Annotated in this window: 14 protein-coding genes; 8 read left to right on the top strand and 6 right to left on the bottom strand. The window is 63.7% G+C overall.

Annotated elements, in window-relative coordinates; translation table 11 throughout:
• Nucleotides 1–102: 102 nt before the first annotated feature.
• The 4 genes from lpxC (at nucleotide 103) to ligA (ending at nucleotide 6369) form a co-directional block, all read left to right on the top strand.
• A complete protein-coding gene (gene lpxC / locus NL528_RS35040) occupies nucleotides 103–1062 on the top strand; it encodes a UDP-3-O-acyl-N-acetylglucosamine deacetylase (protein WP_309178939.1) in 960 nt (319 codons plus the stop codon).
• Between the two features lie 350 nt (nucleotides 1063–1412).
• Nucleotides 1413–2321 (top strand): outer membrane protein assembly factor BamD, encoded by a 909-nt coding sequence (locus NL528_RS35035; RefSeq protein WP_309178938.1) that lies wholly within the window; start codon nucleotides 1413–1415, stop codon nucleotides 2319–2321.
• A gap of 13 nt (nucleotides 2322–2334) precedes the next feature.
• Nucleotides 2335–4008, top strand: a complete 1674-nt coding sequence (gene recN, locus NL528_RS35030) for a DNA repair protein RecN (protein WP_309178937.1) — start codon at nucleotides 2335–2337, stop codon at nucleotides 4006–4008.
• A 210-nt stretch (nucleotides 4009–4218) separates the two neighbouring features.
• Nucleotides 4219–6369: an NAD-dependent DNA ligase LigA gene (gene ligA, locus NL528_RS35025; RefSeq protein WP_309178936.1), complete on the top strand. Its 2151-nt coding sequence runs from the start codon at nucleotides 4219–4221 to the stop codon at nucleotides 6367–6369.
• 147 nt (nucleotides 6370–6516) lie between these two features.
• Here the strand turns inward: ligA and NL528_RS35020 are convergent, their stop codons facing one another.
• Entirely contained in the window at nucleotides 6517–7800 is a 1284-nt protein-coding gene (locus tag NL528_RS35020) for a multidrug effflux MFS transporter (protein WP_309178935.1), read from the bottom strand.
• 287 nt (nucleotides 7801–8087) lie between these two features.
• Nucleotides 8088–9917 (bottom strand): aminopeptidase P family protein, encoded by a 1830-nt coding sequence (locus tag NL528_RS35015; protein ID WP_309178934.1) that lies wholly within the window; start codon nucleotides 9915–9917, stop codon nucleotides 8088–8090.
• A gap of 192 nt (nucleotides 9918–10109) precedes the next feature.
• On the opposite strand from NL528_RS35015, the gene NL528_RS35010 reads away from it, so the two are divergent.
• Nucleotides 10110–10295 carry a hypothetical protein gene (locus NL528_RS35010; protein WP_309178933.1) on the top strand — a complete coding sequence of 62 codons (186 nt, stop codon included), beginning with the start codon at nucleotides 10110–10112 and terminating at the stop codon, nucleotides 10293–10295.
• Nucleotides 10296–10404: 109 nt separating this feature from the next.
• Here the strand turns inward: NL528_RS35010 and NL528_RS35005 are convergent, their stop codons facing one another.
• Nucleotides 10405–11301, bottom strand: coding sequence for a 50S ribosomal protein L11 methyltransferase (locus tag NL528_RS35005; RefSeq protein WP_309178932.1), 897 nt, complete (start codon nucleotides 11299–11301; stop codon nucleotides 10405–10407).
• A gap of 315 nt (nucleotides 11302–11616) precedes the next feature.
• Between NL528_RS35005 and NL528_RS35000 the strand changes: the two genes are divergently transcribed.
• Nucleotides 11617–11781: a Flp family type IVb pilin gene (locus NL528_RS35000; protein ID WP_309178931.1), complete on the top strand. Its 165-nt coding sequence runs from the start codon at nucleotides 11617–11619 to the stop codon at nucleotides 11779–11781.
• A gap of 202 nt (nucleotides 11782–11983) precedes the next feature.
• Nucleotides 11984–12214: a hypothetical protein gene (locus NL528_RS34995; protein WP_309178930.1), complete on the top strand. Its 231-nt coding sequence runs from the start codon at nucleotides 11984–11986 to the stop codon at nucleotides 12212–12214.
• 144 nt (nucleotides 12215–12358) lie between these two features.
• Here the strand turns inward: NL528_RS34995 and NL528_RS34990 are convergent, their stop codons facing one another.
• Nucleotides 12359–13351 carry an ABC transporter substrate-binding protein gene (locus NL528_RS34990; RefSeq protein ID WP_309178929.1) on the bottom strand — a complete coding sequence of 331 codons (993 nt, stop codon included), beginning with the start codon at nucleotides 13349–13351 and terminating at the stop codon, nucleotides 12359–12361.
• 71 nt (nucleotides 13352–13422) lie between these two features.
• Entirely contained in the window at nucleotides 13423–15024 is a 1602-nt protein-coding gene (locus NL528_RS34985) for an NAD(P)/FAD-dependent oxidoreductase (RefSeq protein ID WP_309178928.1), read from the bottom strand.
• A 273-nt stretch (nucleotides 15025–15297) separates the two neighbouring features.
• Between NL528_RS34985 and NL528_RS34980 the strand changes: the two genes are divergently transcribed.
• Nucleotides 15298–17562 (top strand): fused MFS/spermidine synthase, encoded by a 2265-nt coding sequence (locus NL528_RS34980; protein ID WP_309178927.1) that lies wholly within the window; start codon nucleotides 15298–15300, stop codon nucleotides 17560–17562.
• A 33-nt stretch (nucleotides 17563–17595) separates the two neighbouring features.
• Here the strand turns inward: NL528_RS34980 and NL528_RS34975 are convergent, their stop codons facing one another.
• Nucleotides 17596–18507, bottom strand: coding sequence for an amidohydrolase family protein (locus NL528_RS34975; RefSeq protein ID WP_309178926.1), 912 nt, complete (start codon nucleotides 18505–18507; stop codon nucleotides 17596–17598).
• Between the last annotated feature and the right edge of the window lie 5 nt (nucleotides 18508–18512).

Here is an 18512-nt window from a genome sequence, read left to right as displayed (position 1 = left end):
GTGACTATGGTCTGCCGTGACTTGGGGATGCCTAAAACTCGAATCAGCGCGTAAACGCTGGTTCTTGCGTTTGGGTTAAGTCGGGTAGTGGGCGATTATCGCATGAAGTTCAGCCGTCAAACGACGCTTCGGTCGCATGCCACCGTGACGGGCGTCGGCGTTCATTCCGGTTTACCGGTTAGTCTTACGCTTGGACCTGCACCCATCGATGCAGGTTTTATTTTTGTCCGCACCGGTCTGGATGATTCCGACCGTGAAGTTCCGGCCACCGCCGAATCCGTCATCGCAACCGATCTTGCGACCGTTCTCGGCGACCGCGACGGTCCGCTGGTTTCCACCGCCGAACATGTGCTGGCTGCTCTGCGCGGTATGGGCGTCGACAACGCCATCATCGAAGTCGACGGTCCGGAAGTTCCGATCATGGACGGCAGTGCGGCGGCCTTCGTCGCCGCGATCGATCAGGCCGGCATCGTTACGCAATCCGCGACCCGCCGTTTCATTCAGGTGCTGAAGCCGGTGCAGGTTGCGATCGGCGACTCCTTCGGTGAGTTGCGCCCCTATGCCGCGGGGTTCCGCGCCGAGGTCGAAATCGACTTCGCAAACCCCGTGATCGGGCGCCAGAGTTACTCGCTCGATCTCAGCCCGGAAAGCTTCCGCCGCGAGGTTGCGCGCGCCCGCACCTTCGGCTTCATGAACGATTTCGCGCGGCTCTGCAGCGCCGGCTTCGCGCTCGGCGCCTCCTTTGAGAATACGGTGGTGTTCGACGGAGCCCGTCTGCACAACGCCGAAGGCCTGCGCTACAGCGATGAATGCGCCCGCCACAAGGTGCTCGACGTGGTCGGCGATCTCGCATTGGCCGGCCTGTCGCTGCTCGGCGCCTATCGCTCGGTGCGTGGCGGCCACAAGCTCAACCACGCGGTGCTGACGGCGCTGCTGGCCGATCGCAGCGCCTGGCGGGTGGTCGAGGCCGAGACGGCGCGCCGTCCGCGCAGCCATGGCGAAGCCGGCAGCGGAATGGTGGGCGGCATGATTGCCCCGGCCTACGGCCCGGACGTTTCCTGATTCCGTAGACAGGCGTTTTCTGCGAGCGCGACCAGCAAAAGTGGAAGCCGGGTTTTGCGTCCGGTCGCGCTCTAATCTAATTATAAGTGGCGCATGATCTGATCGCCAAACCGCTCACACTTTGGCGGATCATGCGCTAACCACAATTGGTAACGATGGTTTTCTGCCGCCTTAATCCGGGCGGAATGGCTCCGTATTCGGTTGGTTAACGACCATTTTTCGGCTACACAGGCCCTACGGTTGCAAGATAAGGCGTCACTGGCGCGGGGGAATATTGCGTCCATGATCGCGGTTCATGGACGGGCGGGCTCCATCATTAACCGCATCATAGGCGTCGGGTCTTAAATTCCATGTCGGCACAGCGTATGACGCTCGAACAACGCAAACCATCGGGCTATGGCAGCCTCAACCGGGCCGCGCGGTCGCTTCGGCTGGCGGCGGGCCTGATCGTGCTGGCTATCCCCCTGAGCGGATGCGGCACCGGTTCGCTGTGGGACAAGTTCCTCGCCAAGGACGACACCTTCGTCGAAGAGCCCGCGGACAAGCTCTATAATGAGGGCTTGTACCTGATGAACCAACGCAAGGAGCCGAAGGCGGCGTCGAAGAAATTCGAGGAAGTCGACCGCCAGCATCCTTATTCCGACTACGCGCGCAAATCGCTGCTGTTGTCGGCCTATGCGTTCTACACCTCCGGCGATTACGACAGCTGCATCGGTGCGGCGACCCGCTACGTGACCCTGCATCCCGGCAGTCCGGACGCCGCCTACGCGCAATATTTGATCGCGGCATCGCATTACGACCAGATTCCCGACATCTCCCGCGACCAGGGCCGCACCGAGAAGGCGATCGCGGCGCTGGAAGAGGTGATCCGCAAATATCCGACGTCGGAATACGCCACCACCGCCAAGGCCAAGCTTGAAGGCGCGCGCGACCAGCTCGCCGGCAAGGAAATGGATGTCGGCCGCTATTATATGGACAAGCGCGACTACACCGCCGCCATCAACCGCTTCAAGACCGTGGTCACCCGGTATCAGACCACGCGGCATGTCGAGGAAGCGCTGGCGCGGCTGACCGAAGCCTATATGGCGATCGGCATCGTCGGCGAGGCGCAGACCGCCGCCGCCGTGCTTGGCCACAATTTTCCTGACAGCCGCTGGTACAAGGACGCGTATAATCTTGTAAAGTCCGGCGGTCTCGAGCCGAGCGAGAATCAGGGTTCCTACATTTCCAGGGCCTTCAAGAAGATGGGTCTCGGCTAGGAATTTACTTCGCATGCTGGCGCGTCTGTCGATCCGTGACATCGTCCTGATCGAACGGCTCGATATCGAGTTTTCCCGTGGCCTCGCGGTGCTGACCGGCGAGACCGGCGCGGGCAAATCCATCCTGCTCGATGCCTTCGCGCTGGCGCTCGGCGGCCGCGGCGACGCGGGCCTCGTCCGTCACGGCGTGGAGCAGGGCCAGGTTACGGCCGTGTTCGATGTGCCCAAGGGCCATCCGGCCGCGGTGATCCTCAGCGATAACGGCCTCGACGATACCGGCGAAATGATCCTGCGCCGGGTGCAGCTTGCGGACGGCCGCACCCGCGCCTTCATCAACGACCAGGCGATCAGCGTACAGACCCTGAAAGCCGTTGGCTCGGCGCTGGTCGAGATCCACGGCCAACATGACGAGCGCGCGCTGGTCGATGCCTCGACCCATCGGCAGTTGCTCGACGCCTTCGCCGGGCTCGAGAAGGACGTCGCGGCGCTGGAACAGCTTTGGGAGGCCCGGCGCACCGCCATCACCGCGCTCGACGAACATCGCGCCAGCATGGAGCGCGCCGCCCGCGAAGCCGACTACCTCCGCCACGCCGCCGACGAACTGAAGACGCTGGCGCCGAAGGACGGCGAGGAAACCGTGCTCGCCGAACGCCGCACCACGATGATGCAGGGCGAGAAGATCGCCGGCGATTTGCGCGAGGCGCAGGAGGCGGTCGGTGGTAACCATTCGCCGGTGCCGGCGCTGGCCGCCGCGGTGCGCCGACTGGAACGCCGCGCCGCCAATTCGCCGGCACTGGTCGAACCGGCGGTGAAAGCGATCGATATCGCGATCAACGCGCTGGAAGAAGCCGACCAGCATCTCCAGGCCGCGCTGATTGCGGCCGATTTCGACCCGGCCGAACTGGAGCGGATCGAGGAGCGGTTGTTTGCGCTCCGTGCCGCGTCGCGCAAATATTCGACCGCCGTCGATGGCCTGGCGGCGCTCGCGGCCAAATACGCTGATGATGTGGCGCTGATCGATGCCGGCGCCGACCGGTTGAAGAAGCTGGAGGCCGCAGCGTCCGAAGCCGACAAGCGCTATGGCGCTGCGGCTACGAAACTCTCGGCGGCGCGGACCAAATCCGCCGAAAAGCTCAACAAGGCCGTCAATGCCGAACTCGCGCCGCTCAAACTCGAACGCGCGAAATTCATGACGCAGGTCGAGACCGACGCCAAATCGCCGGGGCCGCAGGGCATCGACCGCATCGAGTTCTGGGTGCAGACCAATCCCGGCACCAAACCGGGGCCGCTGATGAAGGTGGCTTCCGGCGGCGAGCTGTCGCGCTTCCTGCTGGCGCTGAAGGTCGTGCTGTCCGATCGCGGCTCGGCGCCGACGCTGGTGTTCGACGAAATCGACACCGGGGTGGGCGGTGCGGTGGCCGACGCGATCGGCGCCCGGCTGGCGCGGCTCGCCGGCAAGGTCCAGGTGATGGCGGTGACCCATGCGCCGCAGGTTGCAGCGCGCGCCAACCAGCATTTGCTGATTTCCAAGGACGCGCTCGACAAGGGCAAGCGCGTCGCCACCCGCGTCAACGCGCTCGCCGCCGACCACCGCCGCGAGGAAATTGCGCGGATGCTGGCCGGCGCCGAGATCACCGCCGAAGCGCGCGCGGCGGCGGATCGCCTGCTGCGCGCGGCGACGGCGTAACGACTCGTGTCCCGGACGCGGCGCAGCGTTCTTCATGCTGCGTCGCAGAGCCGGGACCCGCACTCAATAGGATGGACCCCGGACCAGCAGCGCACCGCCATAGCGTGTCGAAGACGCGCGTGAACGCGCTAATGGCGCTGCGCAGCATCCGGGGAACGCCGGGGTCATCGCCGTCTTTTCTCTCAACCAACTTCATCGTAATCATTGCCCATGGCCAAAACAGCAAAGACAAGAATACTCACCGACGTCGCCAAGCTCACCAAGGCCCAGGCCAAGGTCGAGCACATGCGGCTGGCGCTGGAGCTGGAAGGTCACGACAAACGCTACTACCAGGACGACGCGCCCAGCGTCACCGACGCCGAATACGATGCGCTGCGACAGCGCTACAACGCCATCGAAAAGCGCTTTCCGGAATTCGTCACCTCGGACTCGCCCTCACAAAAGGTCGGCGCGGCACCCTCGGGGCGTTTCAAGAAGGTCCGCCACGCGATGCCGATGCTGTCGCTGGACAACGCCTTCGCCGAACAGGACGTGCTCGATTTCGTCGGCCGCATCGAACGGTTTCTCAAGCTGCAGGACGACAAGATCGATTTTTCCGCCGAGCCGAAAATCGACGGGCTGTCGATGTCGCTGCGCTACGAGGGCGGCGAGCTCATTACCGCCGCCACCCGTGGCGACGGTGCGGAAGGCGAGGATGTCACCGCCAATATCCGCACGCTCGAGGACGTCCCGCAGAAGCTGAAGGGCCGCAATGTGCCCGGCATCTGCGAGGTCCGCGGCGAAGTCTACATGACCAAGAAAGCCTTTCTCGCGCTCAACAAGAAGCAGATCGAGGCCGGAGAAGCGCCATTCGCCAATCCGCGCAACTCGGCGGCCGGTTCGCTGCGTCAGAAGGATCCGACCATCACCGCCTCGCGGCCGCTCGGGTTTTTCGCCTATGCCTGGGGCGAGATGAGCGAGATGCCGGAAGACACCCAGTCCGGCATGATCGGCTGGTTCCAGCGCTGCGGCTTCAAGACCAACCCGCTGACAAAACTCTGTCACTCCACCGATCAGTTGATCGCGTTCCACCGCAAGATCGAGGAGCAGCGCGCCGAACTCGATTACGACATCGACGGCGTCGTTTACAAGATCGACCGAATCGACTGGCAGGAGCGCCTCGGCTTCGTGTCGCGCACGCCGCGCTGGGCGATTGCGCATAAATTCCCGGCCGAACGCGCCACGACCGTGCTCCGCGATATCGAGATCCAGGTCGGGCGCACCGGCTCGTTCACGCCGGTCGGCAAACTGGAGCCGGTCGGGGTCGGCGGCGTCATCGTGCAGAACGTCACGCTGCACAATGAGGACTACATCAAGGGCATCGGCGGCGACGGCGAGCAGCTGCGCGACGGCCGCGATATCCGGATCGGCGATACCGTGGTGATCCAGCGGGCCGGCGACGTGATTCCGCAAGTGGTCGACGTCGTCATCGACAAGCGGCCGAAGAACGCCAGAGAATTCCAATTCCCGAAAAAATGCCCGTGTCCGCTGCACACCGACGTGGTGCGCGAGGAGACCGCGACGGGGGAGGAGGGCTCGCGCGCCCGCTGCACCGGCGAGTTCGCCTGTCCGTTCCAGAAGATCGAGCATCTCAGGCTTTTCGTCTCGCGCCGCGCCTTCGACATCGATGGGCTCGGCGAGAAGCAGATCCAGTTTTTCTTCGACGAAGGATGGGTGAAGGAGCCCGCCGATATCTTCACGCTGCCCAAGCGCAACGCCAGGCTGAAGCTGGAGGAGATTGAAGGCTACGGCGAGACGTCCGTACGCAACCTGTTTGCTTCGATCGAGGGGCGGCGCAGGGTTTCGCTCGAACGTTTTATCTATGCGCTCGGCATGCGCCATGTCGGCGAGACCACCGCGCTCGCGCTCGCGCGCGGCTACGGTTCCTGGCAGGCTTTCCACGACGCCGGGCTGAAGGTCGCCAAGGGTGAGGAGGAGACCATCGCCGAGATGGATGCGCTGGACCAGATCGGCGACACCGTGATCAGGAGCGTCGCCGCCTATTTTGGCGAGAGCCATAACCGCGGCATCGTCGAGCGGTTGGTCAAGGAGCTCGATGAAATCATTGATGCCGAAAAGCCCAAGAGCAATTCGGCCGTCTCCGGCAAGACTGTGGTTTTTTCGGGCTCGCTCGAGAGGATGACGCGCGATGAGGCAAAGGCCAATGCGGAGCGTCTCGGTGCCAAGGCGGCCAGTTCGGTATCGAAGAAGACGGACTATCTCATCGCAGGTCCCGGCGCCGGATCCAAATTGGCGGAGGCCAAGAAGCACGGCGTTGCCGTGCTGACCGAGGACGAGTGGCTGAAGCTGATCGGGGAGTGAGGGTGACTCTCGTCATTGCGAGGAGCGTCAGCGACGAAGCAATCCATACTTGCCTTGTGGCTCGATGGATTGCTTCGCGGAGCCTGTCATCGGGCGCGCATTCGCGCGACCCGTTGGCTCGCAATGACGGTCTGGCTGACGCGGTCGCTACAGCATCCCCGATTCTTCCTCCTCCGCCTGCTCGATCAATTCCTCGCTGACCACTACCGTCCGCCGCGGCACGATGAAGATCATCGTCGAAGCGCAAAGGATAGATATCGCGAAAATCGCCGCAGTCAGCGGCAAAGTGCTGGTGGAATGGCCACCGAGATAGGCGCCGAATTGCGAGACCAGCGCGCCGATGCCCTGCTGCAAAAATCCCATCGCGCCCGATGCGGTGCCGGCGGCGTCGGGGCGAACGCTGATGGCGCCGGCCGCCGAATTCGACATCACGAAGGCGTTGGCAACCATCACGATCATCTGGGTGCCGAACAGGAATGACGGCGCCTGATTATATCCGGTGATGCTCCAGACCAGGTTCAACAGGCTGCCGCCGAGTTGCAGTGCCAGCCCGAACCAGATCAGTTTCTCCAGCGAATGGCGCGGCGCGAACCGCACGCAGAACAGGTTGCCGATCAGATAGGCAAACCCCGTGGTCGCAAACCACGCGCCATATTCGGCGCTGGTGCGGCCCATCTGCGTCACCACGATGTAAGGGCCGCCGCCGGCGAAGGTGAAGATGATCTGCGAGGCCAGCACCTGGCACAGCACGTAGCCGATGAAGGCACGGCTTTTGACCAGGCTGCCGACATCGCCGCGAAATCCGCCGGCTTCGCTACGGTCGCGGCGCGTCTCGGGCAGCGCGAAGGCGATGAAGACCGTCACTGTCAGCGACGCTGCGGTGATGAGATAGAATATCGCGCGCCAGCCGAACGCGGTTTCCAGCAGGCCTCCGGTCAAAGGGCTCAGCATCTGCGCGATCATCATCACGGCGATCACGAGGCTGATCATGCTGCTGATGCGGTCGCGGCTGTAGAGGTCGCGGATGATGGCGCGGCTGACCACCATGCCGGTGGCGCCGCCCAGCGCCTGCAGGAAGCGCGCGGCGATCAGTTGCGGCAGGGTTTCGGCGAAGATGCAGCCGGCGCTGGCGGCGACCATCAGGCCGAGGCCGCACAGCAGCACCGGGCGCCGGCCGAATTTATCCGACAGCGGCCCCATGACGAGCTGCGAGCAGGCGATGCCGACCATGTAGAGCGACACGGTCATCTGCGCGACCGAGATATCGCGCCCGAACGTGGTCGCCAGCACCGGCAGCGCCGGTACCAGCATATAGAGCGAGATCGGCGCGACGCCCGTCATCAGGACGAGCATCAGCAGCATGACCTTCGATGTCGCGAAGCTGTTGCTGTCCGTCGCCGCGCCGGGCGGCTTGCCCATCACGCCATGCATTCAGGTGCGATCCAAATTGTGAATCGGACTGTAGCGGGATCGCTTCACGCGCGGATACGGCCGTTTCGGCATGCGGCTATTCCGATTTCGGGAGGCGAGGCGCTGACGTTTCGCCTCGCGAACCAAATGCCTTTGTCGTCACCCGCGCGACAACCGGGGTTGTCATCATCCGCGAAAGCGGATGATCCAGTATTCCAGAGACGTCAGAGCTAAACCGAGAAGCCGCGGCGTACTGGATCCCCCGCCTTCGCGGGGGATGACGACCGTTGGTGCGGTCGTGATAACGTCTACTTCAGTTCCGCCGTCGCCTCGTCCAGCCACAGCTTCGCGGCGTTATCGTCGAGATGCGGACGCACCTCGCGGTCGACCCGGGCGTGGTAAGTGTTGAGCCAGTCCAGTTCCGCCTGGCTTAGCATGTTCACATCGATCAGGCGCCGGTCGATCGGCGCCAGCGTCAGCGTCTCGAACGCATTCACCGGCTTTTCGGAGCCAGCGATGTCGGCGCCGACAACCAGTTCGAGATTCTCGATCCGGATGCCATAGGCGTCGGTCTTGTAATAACCGGGTTCGTTGGAAAGGATCATGCCGCGCTTCAGCGGCGCGGTGCCGAGTTTTGAGATCCGCGCCGGGCCTTCGTGGACCGAAAGATAGCTGCCGACTCCATGGCCGGTGCCGTGCTCGAAATCGAGACCGGCCTGCCACAGGAACTGCCGCGCCAGGCTGTCGAGCTGCGCGCCGGTGGTGCCGTCGGGGAATACCGCGCGCGCGATCGCCATGTGTCCGCGCAGCACGCGGGTGAAACGGTCGCGCATTTCCGCCGTGGGTTCGCCAATCGCCAGGGTGCGGGTGACGTCGGTGGTGCCGTCTTCATATTGCGCGCCGGAATCGATCAGCAGCAAATCGCCGGGTGAAATCCGCCGGTTGCTCTTGCGGGTGACGCGGTAATGCACGATGGCGCCGTTCGGCCCGGTGCCGGCAATGGTGGGAAACGACACATCCTTCAGCGCGCCGGTCTGGCGGCGAAACGTTTCCAGCGCCTCGACGGTGTCGATCTCGGTCAGCGCGCCTGACGGGGCTTCGCGGTCAATCCAGGCCAGGAACCGGGTCAGCGCCACCGCATCGCGCTGATGCGCCGTTCGCGTTCCCTCGATCTCGGTGATGTTCTTCACCGCCTTGAGCAGGCTCACCGGATCATTGCCGCGCACCGGCTTGCCGCCGGCCGCTACAATCAGGCGGCTCAACGCATCGGCCGCGGTCGCGGCGTCGAGCGCGATCGCCGCACCCTGCCGCGCCAGTTCGTTGAGCTGCGGCGTCAGCGCGCCGGGCTCCCTGACATCGGCCGATTGCTCGAGATGGTCGCGCGCCGCGTTCGACAGCTTGCGGTGATCGATGAACACGGTCGGGCGGCCGTCCTTCGGCACCAGCGCATAGGACAGCGGCAACGGCGTATGCGAGACGTCGGCGCCGCGGATGTTGAAGGTCCAGGCCACCGCGTGGCTATCCGACAGCACCAGCGCATCGACGCCGAGTTTTGCGATTTCCAGCCGGATCCGTTTGAGCTTCTCGGCCTCGATCTCCCCGGAAAATTGAATGCCGTGAACGGCGACCGGGCCGAGCGGCGGCGCCGGGCGTTCGGTCCACACCGAATCCAGCGGATTGCCGTCGACCGCGACCAGTTCCGCGCCGGCCTTGGCGCAGGCCGCCTGCAGCCGCTCGGCTGCCGCCGAAGTATGCAGCCATGGATCAAAACCGAGGCGGTCGCCGGCGATCAGATGCTTCGCCAGCCAGTGTTCCGGTGGCGGATCGGCCAGCGGCTCGATATGCCAGGCCTTGCGGTCGACCTGTTTGGCCGCTTGCAGGGTATAGCGGCCATCGACAAAGACCGCGGCTTCCTGCGTCAGCACCACAGCCAATCCGGCCGAGCCGGTGAAGCCGGTGAGCCAGGCCAGCCGCTCTTCCGACGGCGCGACATATTCATTTTGTTGCTGATCGGCGCGAGGAATCACGAATCCCGTCAGCTTGCGCCGCGCCAGTTCCTCGCGAAAGGCCGACAGCCGCGCGCCCAGCGCCACGCCGCTTTCGGGTTCTTCGAATGTCTGGAAATGAGCTTCGAACATCGTTTGACCACTTTAGGATTGGATGGAGAAGTCCGCAATGCGGCGAGAATCGCCGCAATTTGGCATAAGTTATGCTTGAATCGTGCTGCCTGCGTTAGACCGGGCGGAACGGTTTGCATAGCAAGTCGTTCATCCAACGAATGCCCGGGGGAAATCCAGGAGTGTCTCAACTCAACGAAGAGGGGATGCACGATGCCTGCTTTCACGTTTGAGAAGATTTCGCCGCCGGTGCGTCGCGGCCCGATTCCACCCATCGAGAAAAAGCAACGCGGCGTTATCGTCCAGATCCTGGGTCGCTTCGTGGAAGCACGCGTCAAACGCGCCATGCGCGAAGAAGAAGAAAAGGGCGTCATCGCCCGATACAAACCTCCCGAATAGAGCCCATCGCTTTCAGATGCCGACCGATCAACGACGCCCCTCCTGCATCTGGCCGGAGGGCGTTTTGATGTGGCGAGCGGGGATGGCGCCATCTTTCGTTGATGCGTCGTCACCCGGCCTTGCGCAGCAACAGACTGCTCCAGCCTTCGATCCTGAGATGCCGTACTGGCACCAGACCCCGCGCCCGATAGGCCGCGATGACCGGGCCGGCCTGATGCGTCAACAGGCCCGACAGGATCACCAATGCCGAGGGTGCCAGATGCCGCGCCATCGACATTGCCAATTGCCGCAGCGGATTGGCGAGGATGTTTGCCAGCACCAGGTCGAACGGGCCGCGCTGCGCGAATTGCGGAGCCGCAAAACCAGTCGCGCGGATCGCCTGCACCAGATGCCCGGTTTCGTTCAGGTGCGCATTGTCGTGGGCGACGCGAACCGAGGCCGGATCGATGTCGCTTGCCAATACCGCGCCATGCAGCGCCTTGGCCGCGGCAATCGCCAGCACGCCGGTGCCGGTGCCGAGATCGAGCACGCGCTGCGGTTGATACGCTTTGAGGACATGATCGAGCAGCAAGAGGCAGCCGCGCGTGGTGCCGTGATGGCCGGTGCCGAACGCCAGCGCCGCCTCGATTTCGATGCCGAGCTTGTTGGCCGGCACGCGCGCGCGGTCGTGGCTTCCGTGCACGACGAAGCGCCCGGCCGGGACCGGCACGAGATCCTCGAGCGCAGCCTTGACCCAGTCCCTGGCTTCGACCGTGTCGAACGCAATGTGCTGCGCGACCTCGTCGCCGGCGGCGAGGCCGACCAGCTCGCGGATCGAGGTCTGATCGGGTGCATCGGCAAAATGCACGATGATGTCCCACCGCCCGCTTGGGCCTTCAAACGCTGATATCGCGGCTTGTCCCTCGAAAAAGCTTTCGGTCAGGAGATCGACGACGTGCTTGGCGGTCTGCTCGCTGCCGATGGCGAAGCTGGCGCGGTGGGTGGACGGGGTGAGGGTGGAGGTCATCGAATGGTGGCAGTCATTGAGAGGCCGGGAACTCGAAACGGGCGATCTTGCGTAATTACCCGGTAATCGGGTCGCACAACAACCCTGCTTTCCCGATGGGAGCTCGACGCGCCACGAGGAATTCGGCTTTGGAATCCGTGATTTGGGGGGAAACCCGGCGCCGTTTCGTTCAAAATTGAGGAGTATTCGCGTCGCAATATCCAGAAAAGTTACACCTCGTCCATTTAAACAACCTTAGATGTTGTTCCGTAGATTCACTTACGGAACTTTGAGTACCCTTTGTTCCGAGGGATCAAACTGAGGGCAGGACCGAACATGAAGACGCTTATCTTAAAATTTATTAAGGAAGAATCCGGCGCCACCGCGATCGAATACGGGCTGATTGCGGCCGGCATCGCAATCGCGATCATCACCGCAGTGCAGGGTGTTGGCACCCAGCTCACCGCGAATTTTACTACGATCAGCACCTCGCTGAAATAATCGAACAACCCGCGGCGTTCTCAGGACCGGGCGACACGTCGCCCGGCCTTTTTTTATGATGACGGGCCGGCGCTAAACTGGCCGAAATCCACGTCACCGCGACCTGCGAACCGGCGGCTCGCCCGTTTCCCAGCCCTATTTCCTCCCGGGATCGTCAGAATTTGCCCTCCCTGCTATGCTGACGAAAACACCGAGAGGCGCGATGGCGGTCATTAATCGCAAATTCTACCAGAGCTGGCGCGGGCCTGGCCCGGCCGATCAGGATCATTGGTCGCTGATCTTCGATCCCGACACCAGGCGTCTGCTGGTGCGTCACGAATGGCAGGCCTCCCGGCATGACGGCTTCGACGACTTGGAACTCGCGGAATTCCTGAAACAGACCGGAGCTGCGCAAACGGCGCTGATCGACAGCCTGTTTCTGGTGCCCGCCTGAGTTCACAGGCTTTTCAACCGAAGCATACCCTGGTTTTTCACAGGCTTCGGCCGCCGATGTGCACGGTCCGTGCATCGGTTCCTGCACAGACTTATCGGCCGGTTTTCCACAGCCTATCCACCGGCTTTTCAACCGGCCATCCACTCATTCGATCACCTGTTCGGCGCGCACCTGGATGGTCGGCGGGATGTCGATGCCGATGGTGCGGGCGGTCTTGAGGTTGATGGCCAGCTCAAACTTGGTCGGCAGTTGAATCGGCAAATCCGCGGCTTTCTCGCCCTTGAGGACCCGGTCGACATAGCCGGCGGCGCGCCGAAGCAGGTCGGCCTGATCGGCGCCGTAGCTGAGCAGCGCGCCGGCTCGGGCGTACTCGCTGAACTCGCCGACAACCGCAATCCGCGCGTCTATTCCCGCCTTGCAGATGTCGGCCGTCAGCGCCGCGGTCAGAAAGTCGCGGAGCACGATCATGGCCGTGCCGCGCATCTCGCCCAGCGTTTTGAAATGCTCGACGACGGTGGCCGTGGAAAGCGAGCTCAGTCCAAATTTGACGGGCTCCAGCCCCGATTTCCTGGCGTCGGCCATCGTCTGTTCACCCCATGTGAACGAGGGGTCGGTTGCATTGTGCATTACCCCGAGCGTTTTCAGCCCGGGTATCAACTCTTTCAACATCTCGATCCGTTTGGCGGACATCTCCTCCCCGAGCGCCGAAAAGCCGGTCAGGGTACCGCCGGGGTGGGCGAGGCTCGAGAACAGCTCAGGCTCGCTGGCTGTAGCAGGCAGCGCGATCGCAACGACCGGAATCTTGGTCAGGCGAACCAGGGCGCGCGACATCGCGGGGCCCGGCGAAAGAAACACGTCGACGGGCAGTGCTGCCAATTCGGCGATCAGGGCGCGGGCGCGTTCGACGTTGCCCTCGGCGTTGCGCTCTTCGATCAAAATCGTGCGGCCCTCGATGTAACCGAGTTCACTGAGGGTTTGACGAAAGGGAACAATGGCCTGGCCGTCGACGGAAGCTGAAGCAAGCCCGATGAAGCCCACGATCGGAATATGACGGCCGCCAGGCTGCTGGCCTTGCGCTGAGAGTGGCCAGGCGGTGACCGCCCCGCCAAGCATCGTGATGAAATCGCGCCGCCGCATTCAGGCTCCTTGACGAGAGCGGGCATCATACCGGTTGAAATCAGGGCAATGGAAGGGGCGAAGACCTTAACTCAGCCAAACAGCGCGCGATGATCCCGCAATATCACCCGCGCGGCGTTGTGGCCGGGGGCGCCGGTGACGCCGCCGCCGGGATGGGCGCCGCTGCCGCAATGGTAGAGGCCCTTCAACGGCCCGCGATAATCGGCGTGTCCCAGCATCGGCCGCGCCGAGAACAATTGATTGAGCGTCAGCGCGCCGTGGAAGATGTCGCCGCCAAGCAGGCCGAACTGGCGTTCGAGGTCAAGCGGCGACAGCACCTGCCGGCCGATCACGCTTGATGCAAAGCCGGGCGCATATTGATCCACGGTCGCGATCATGAGATCGGCGACCTCGTCGCGGTGGTCGTCCCAGGATTTGCCGTCGGGCAACTCCGGCGCGACATGCTGGCAGAACAGGCTGGCGACATGCTGGCCGGAGGGGCTAAGCGAGTCGTCGAGCGTCGAGGGGATCAGCACTTCGACCACGGGTTGGCGGCTCCAGCCGCGCTCACGCGCGTCCTGCCAGGCGCGATCCATATAGCCGAGGCTCGGCGCGAGGATGATGCCGGCGGTGAGGTGATCGCCCGCGCCCGGCAGCGCCGTGAACGAGGGCAGGGCATTCAGCGCGACGTTCATGCGAAAAGTGCCGGAGGCGTTGCGCCAGCGGCTGATGCGCTCGAGAAATTCCGGCGCCAGCGCATCTGAAGGGACCAGCCTCGTGTACAGCAGTTTCGGGTTGACACCGGAGGCGACGTATTTGGCGCGGATGGTTTCGCCATTGTCCAGGATGATTCCGACGGCGCGATCGCGTTCCACGATCACCTGGCGCACCCCGGCATCGGTTTCGATCTCGGCGCCATGGCCGCGCGCCGCGCGCGCCATCGCTTGCGTGATCGCGCCCATGCCGCCGATGGCGTGGCCCCAGACGCCCTTCTTGCCGTTCACCTCGCCGAAGGCGTGATGCAGCATCACGTAGGCGGAGCCTGCGGCATAGGGGCTGGCGTAATTGCCGACGATGGCGTCGAAGCCGAACAGCGCTTTGACCAGGTCGCTTTCAAAGCGTTCGTCCAGCATCTCGCCGGCCGAGCGCGTGAACAGGTCGAGCAGGTTGCGCTGCTGCTCCAGCGACAGTTTTCGTAACGCATTGGCGGTGCCGAGCGCATTGAAGGCTTCGCGGATCGAACCGACGCCAAAGCCCTCGACGATATTCGGCGGTGCACGCAGCACGAATTGGCGCAGCACGTCGGCGATCGCTTCGAGTTCGCGGGAGAATGCGTCGATTCGGCCGGCATCACGCGCGCTGAGCCTTGCGACCGACTGCTGCGTGCGGCCTTCGCCGGTCAAGAGATAGCTGCCATCGGGGGCGGGCAGGAAATTCTGCGCCCGCCGTTCGACGATCCGCAGGCCCTGCTCGGCCAGCTTCAAATCCGAGATGATCTGCGGGTTGAGCAGGCTGACCGTATAGGCCGCGACCGAATTGCGGAACCCGGGATGGAATTCCTCGGTCACCGCCGCCCCGCCCACCACCTTGCGGCGATCGACCACCTTCACGCGCAGGCCGGCCATCGCGAGATAGGCCGCGCAGGTGAGGCCGTTATGCCCCGCACCGATGATGACGACGTCCGTTTCGTTCATGTCCGCTTCAAAAAGGATTGATTAGTTTTACCGCGGTCATTCCGGGATGGTCCCGAAATCCCTGGATTCCGGGTTCGCGCTTCGCCCGCCCCGGAATGACGTCTCACTCCACTCCTTAGCGAAGATGTGAATGTCCGCACAGCATCAAATGACGAATTCGACGACACCCCCCGCATTGCTCGCACGGTTGCCTTGTGCTCCATTGCGGTTTCCCGGCAGGTCCTTGCCGGACGTCCTGCCGCCGGCGCCCGCCGGGTTCATGCCGGAGCTTTCATGACTTCCAAGCCGTCCGCCTCGCGAAACCGGCTGGTGCTGGTCGTCTATACGTCAGCGATCTTTGTCAGCGCGCTGTTGCTGTTCTCAGTCCAGCCGCTGTTCACCAAAATGGTGCTGCCGCGGCTCGGCGGCTCGCCGGCGGTGTGGTCGGTGGCGATGGTGTTCTTCCAGTCGCTGCTGCTCGGCGGCTATGCCTATGCGCATTTTCTGATGCAGATCCGCAACCGCGCGATTCCGGTGGCGATACACCTGGTGCTGCTGGTGATCGCGCTGACGACGCTGCCGCTGTCGATTGCGGGCGGGTGGGGCGAGCCGCCGAATTCGGGCTATGCATTCTGGCTGCTCGGCCTGTTCGCGGTCTCGATCGGGCTGCCGTTCTTCGCGCTCGCCGCCAACAACCCGCTGCTGCAGGCCTGGTTTGTCCGCACCGGTCACCCCAGCGGTCCGGACCCCTATTTCCTCTACGCCTCCTCGAATATCGGCAGCTTTCTGGCGCTGTTGTCCTATCCGGTGCTGCTGGAGCCGATGTTCACGCTGCGCACGCAGAACCTGATCTGGACCAGCTTCTATGGCCTGTTGATCGTCCTGATCGCGAGCTGCGGCGTCCTGCTGCTGCGTTCACCGGCGGGCGCCGCCGCGCTCAACATGCCCGCCGACGATACCGACGCGCCGGCGCCGTCCTGGATCGTGCGGGCCCGCTGGATCTTCCTGGCCGCGGTGCCGTCGGGCCTCTTGATCGCGGTCACCGCGCACATCTCCACCGATGTCGCCGCCGCGCCGTTATTGTGGGTGCTGCCGCTGTCGCTTTATCTCCTGACCTGGGTGCTGGTGTTCCAGTCGCGCCCATTGCTGCCGCACAAATGGATGCTGCTGGCGCAGCCGCTGGCGATCGCTGGCGTGATTATTCTGCTCGCGGTCGGCGGCGAACAAAATTTGCTGCTGACGCTCGGCGGCCATCAATTGTGTTTCTTCGTCATCGCGATGGCCTGCCATGGCGAACTGGCGCGCACCCGGCCACCGGCAAAATATCTCACCGGCTTTTACGTCGCGCTCTCGTTCGGCGGCATGGTCGGCGGATTGTTTGCCGGCCTGATCGCGCCATTCACTTTCTCCTGGGTTGCGGAATACCCGATCCTGCTGGCGCTGGCCGCGCTGTGCCGGCCGCCCGGCGGCGACGCGCGGCTGCCGCGCTGGAGCGGCTGGTATTGGCCGTTCCTCGCCGTACTCGCCGTCGCTCTGATCGGACCGTCTTATTCGCCCGGCAAGATCATGAATTGGCTCGACGATCACCGTGTCTGGATGATCGGTGCAGTCGGCGTGCTCTCGGCGCTGCTGGCGCTCGGCCTGAACGCCAGCCGCTGGAAGATCTTTGCCACCGTCGCGGTGGCGCTGGTGCTGCTGCGGGCCTACCCGTCCGACGACGGGCGGGTGGAAACCGTGCGCAGCTTCTTCGGCGTCCACAAGATCGTGGTGACCCCGAGCGGCCAGTATCACGTGCTGATGCACGGCACCACGATTCACGGCGCCGAAAAATTCAAGAATGACGACGGCACCCCGGTCACCGGCCGGCCCGAGCCGATCACCTATTACCACAAGGACGGTGGCATCGGTCAGGCGATCACGGCGATCCGCGAGCGCAAGGGTGCGCCGCTGCGGGTGGCGGTGATCGGGCTCGGCTCGGGCACGCTGACCTGTGCATCGCAACCCGGTGAAGACTGGAAGTTCTTCGAGATCGACCAGTCGATGGTCGATACCGCAAAAGACCCGAAATACTTCACCTATATCCAGAATTGCGAGCCGAACCTGAAGCCAGTGATCGGCGACGCGCGGCTGACCTTCGCGCGCGAGCCTGACGGCATCTATGACCTGATCATCGTCGATGCCTATTCGTCGGACGCGATTCCGATTCATCTGGCGACCGAAGAGGCGATGAAGATCTACAAGGACAAGCTGGCGCCGCAGGGCGCGGTCGTGATGCACGTCTCCAACCGGCATCTGGAGCTCGCCAGCGTCATCGTCGGCATTGCCGACGCCAACGACATGAAAAGCTGGGTCTACAGTGAGGATTCCGGCCGCGACAACGAGTACATCTTCTCGACTTCGGTAGTGGTCTCCGCGCGGGAGGAGGCCGACGTCGGCAAGCTTGCGTCCTCGGATGTCTGGGCCGAGACCGAGGCCGATGAAAACCAGCGGGTGTGGACGGACGATTACTCCAACGTGCTCGGTGCGGTTTACCGGCGGCTGCGCGACGGCGAGCAGTAATTCTCAATCTTCGGGGATCGGCTGCCGGAGCGATCAGTCGAAACGAAAAAGACCCCGCGGGTTTTGCAGAATGGCCATGCGGTCGTCGGGGTCGCCGACGATCTCGGCGAAGGCGGCGAGAGCCCTCGCATAGGTCTGGGTGCTTTCAAACTGGGTATGGGGCCAGTCGCTGCCCCAGATCAAGCGGTCGCGACCCAGCGAGCCGCGCAGCAGGGCAAAGGCCTCGCGGCCGATCCGATTGCCGTCCTCGCCGATCCGGTAGGGTGCGGAAACCTTGACCCAGAGCCGGCGCGATTGGCCGAGTTTCGTCAGCGCCACGAGACCGGGGTCTGCGGCTCCCGTCCCGGCATTGGGCAGTGCATAGTGATCCAGCACGACGTTGACGCCAAAGGCGAGCAGTGCCGGCGCCAGCGCGGCCAGATCGATCGCGGCGCGCTGCACCTCGATTTGCCACTGCAGCTTTTCCGCACGTTCAAGCAACCCGCCCCAGGCCGGAGATGCGAGATCGGGCAGCGGCTTGCCGACCAGATTGAGTCGTAATCCCACGATACCGGAATCGTTCAGGCGGTTGAGATCATCAGACGTTACATTGGGGTCGACCACGGCGATGCCGCGCAGCCGGCCGCGTGCGGCCAGAACGCATTGCACCAGATAGGAATTGTCGGTCCCGAGGAAACTCGGCTGCACCAGGACGCCGTTGCTGATGCCGTTATCGTCGAGCTGCTGCAAATAGAGATCGAGCGGGGCGTCGTAGCCGGGCGCGTAGCGGCGGGAATCCGCGAGCTGAAGGCCGCGATGGAAAACGTGCGAATGCGTGTCGATCATTATTGGCTGCTTTTGAGATGGCTCGGCGCGCGCGGGGACGGCGGCGTAACCCAGTCCCGCCGCGACGAGAGATTTGCCGAACGAACGCCGGCTGATACGGGCTTGAATGGTTCCGGTCATCGGGC

It is taken from the genome of Bradyrhizobium sp. Ash2021 (assembly GCF_031202265.1).
Taxonomy (GTDB): domain Bacteria; phylum Pseudomonadota; class Alphaproteobacteria; order Rhizobiales; family Xanthobacteraceae; genus Bradyrhizobium.
Note: the sequence above shows the minus strand (reverse complement) of the source record. Positions and strands in the feature narration are given on the sequence as shown.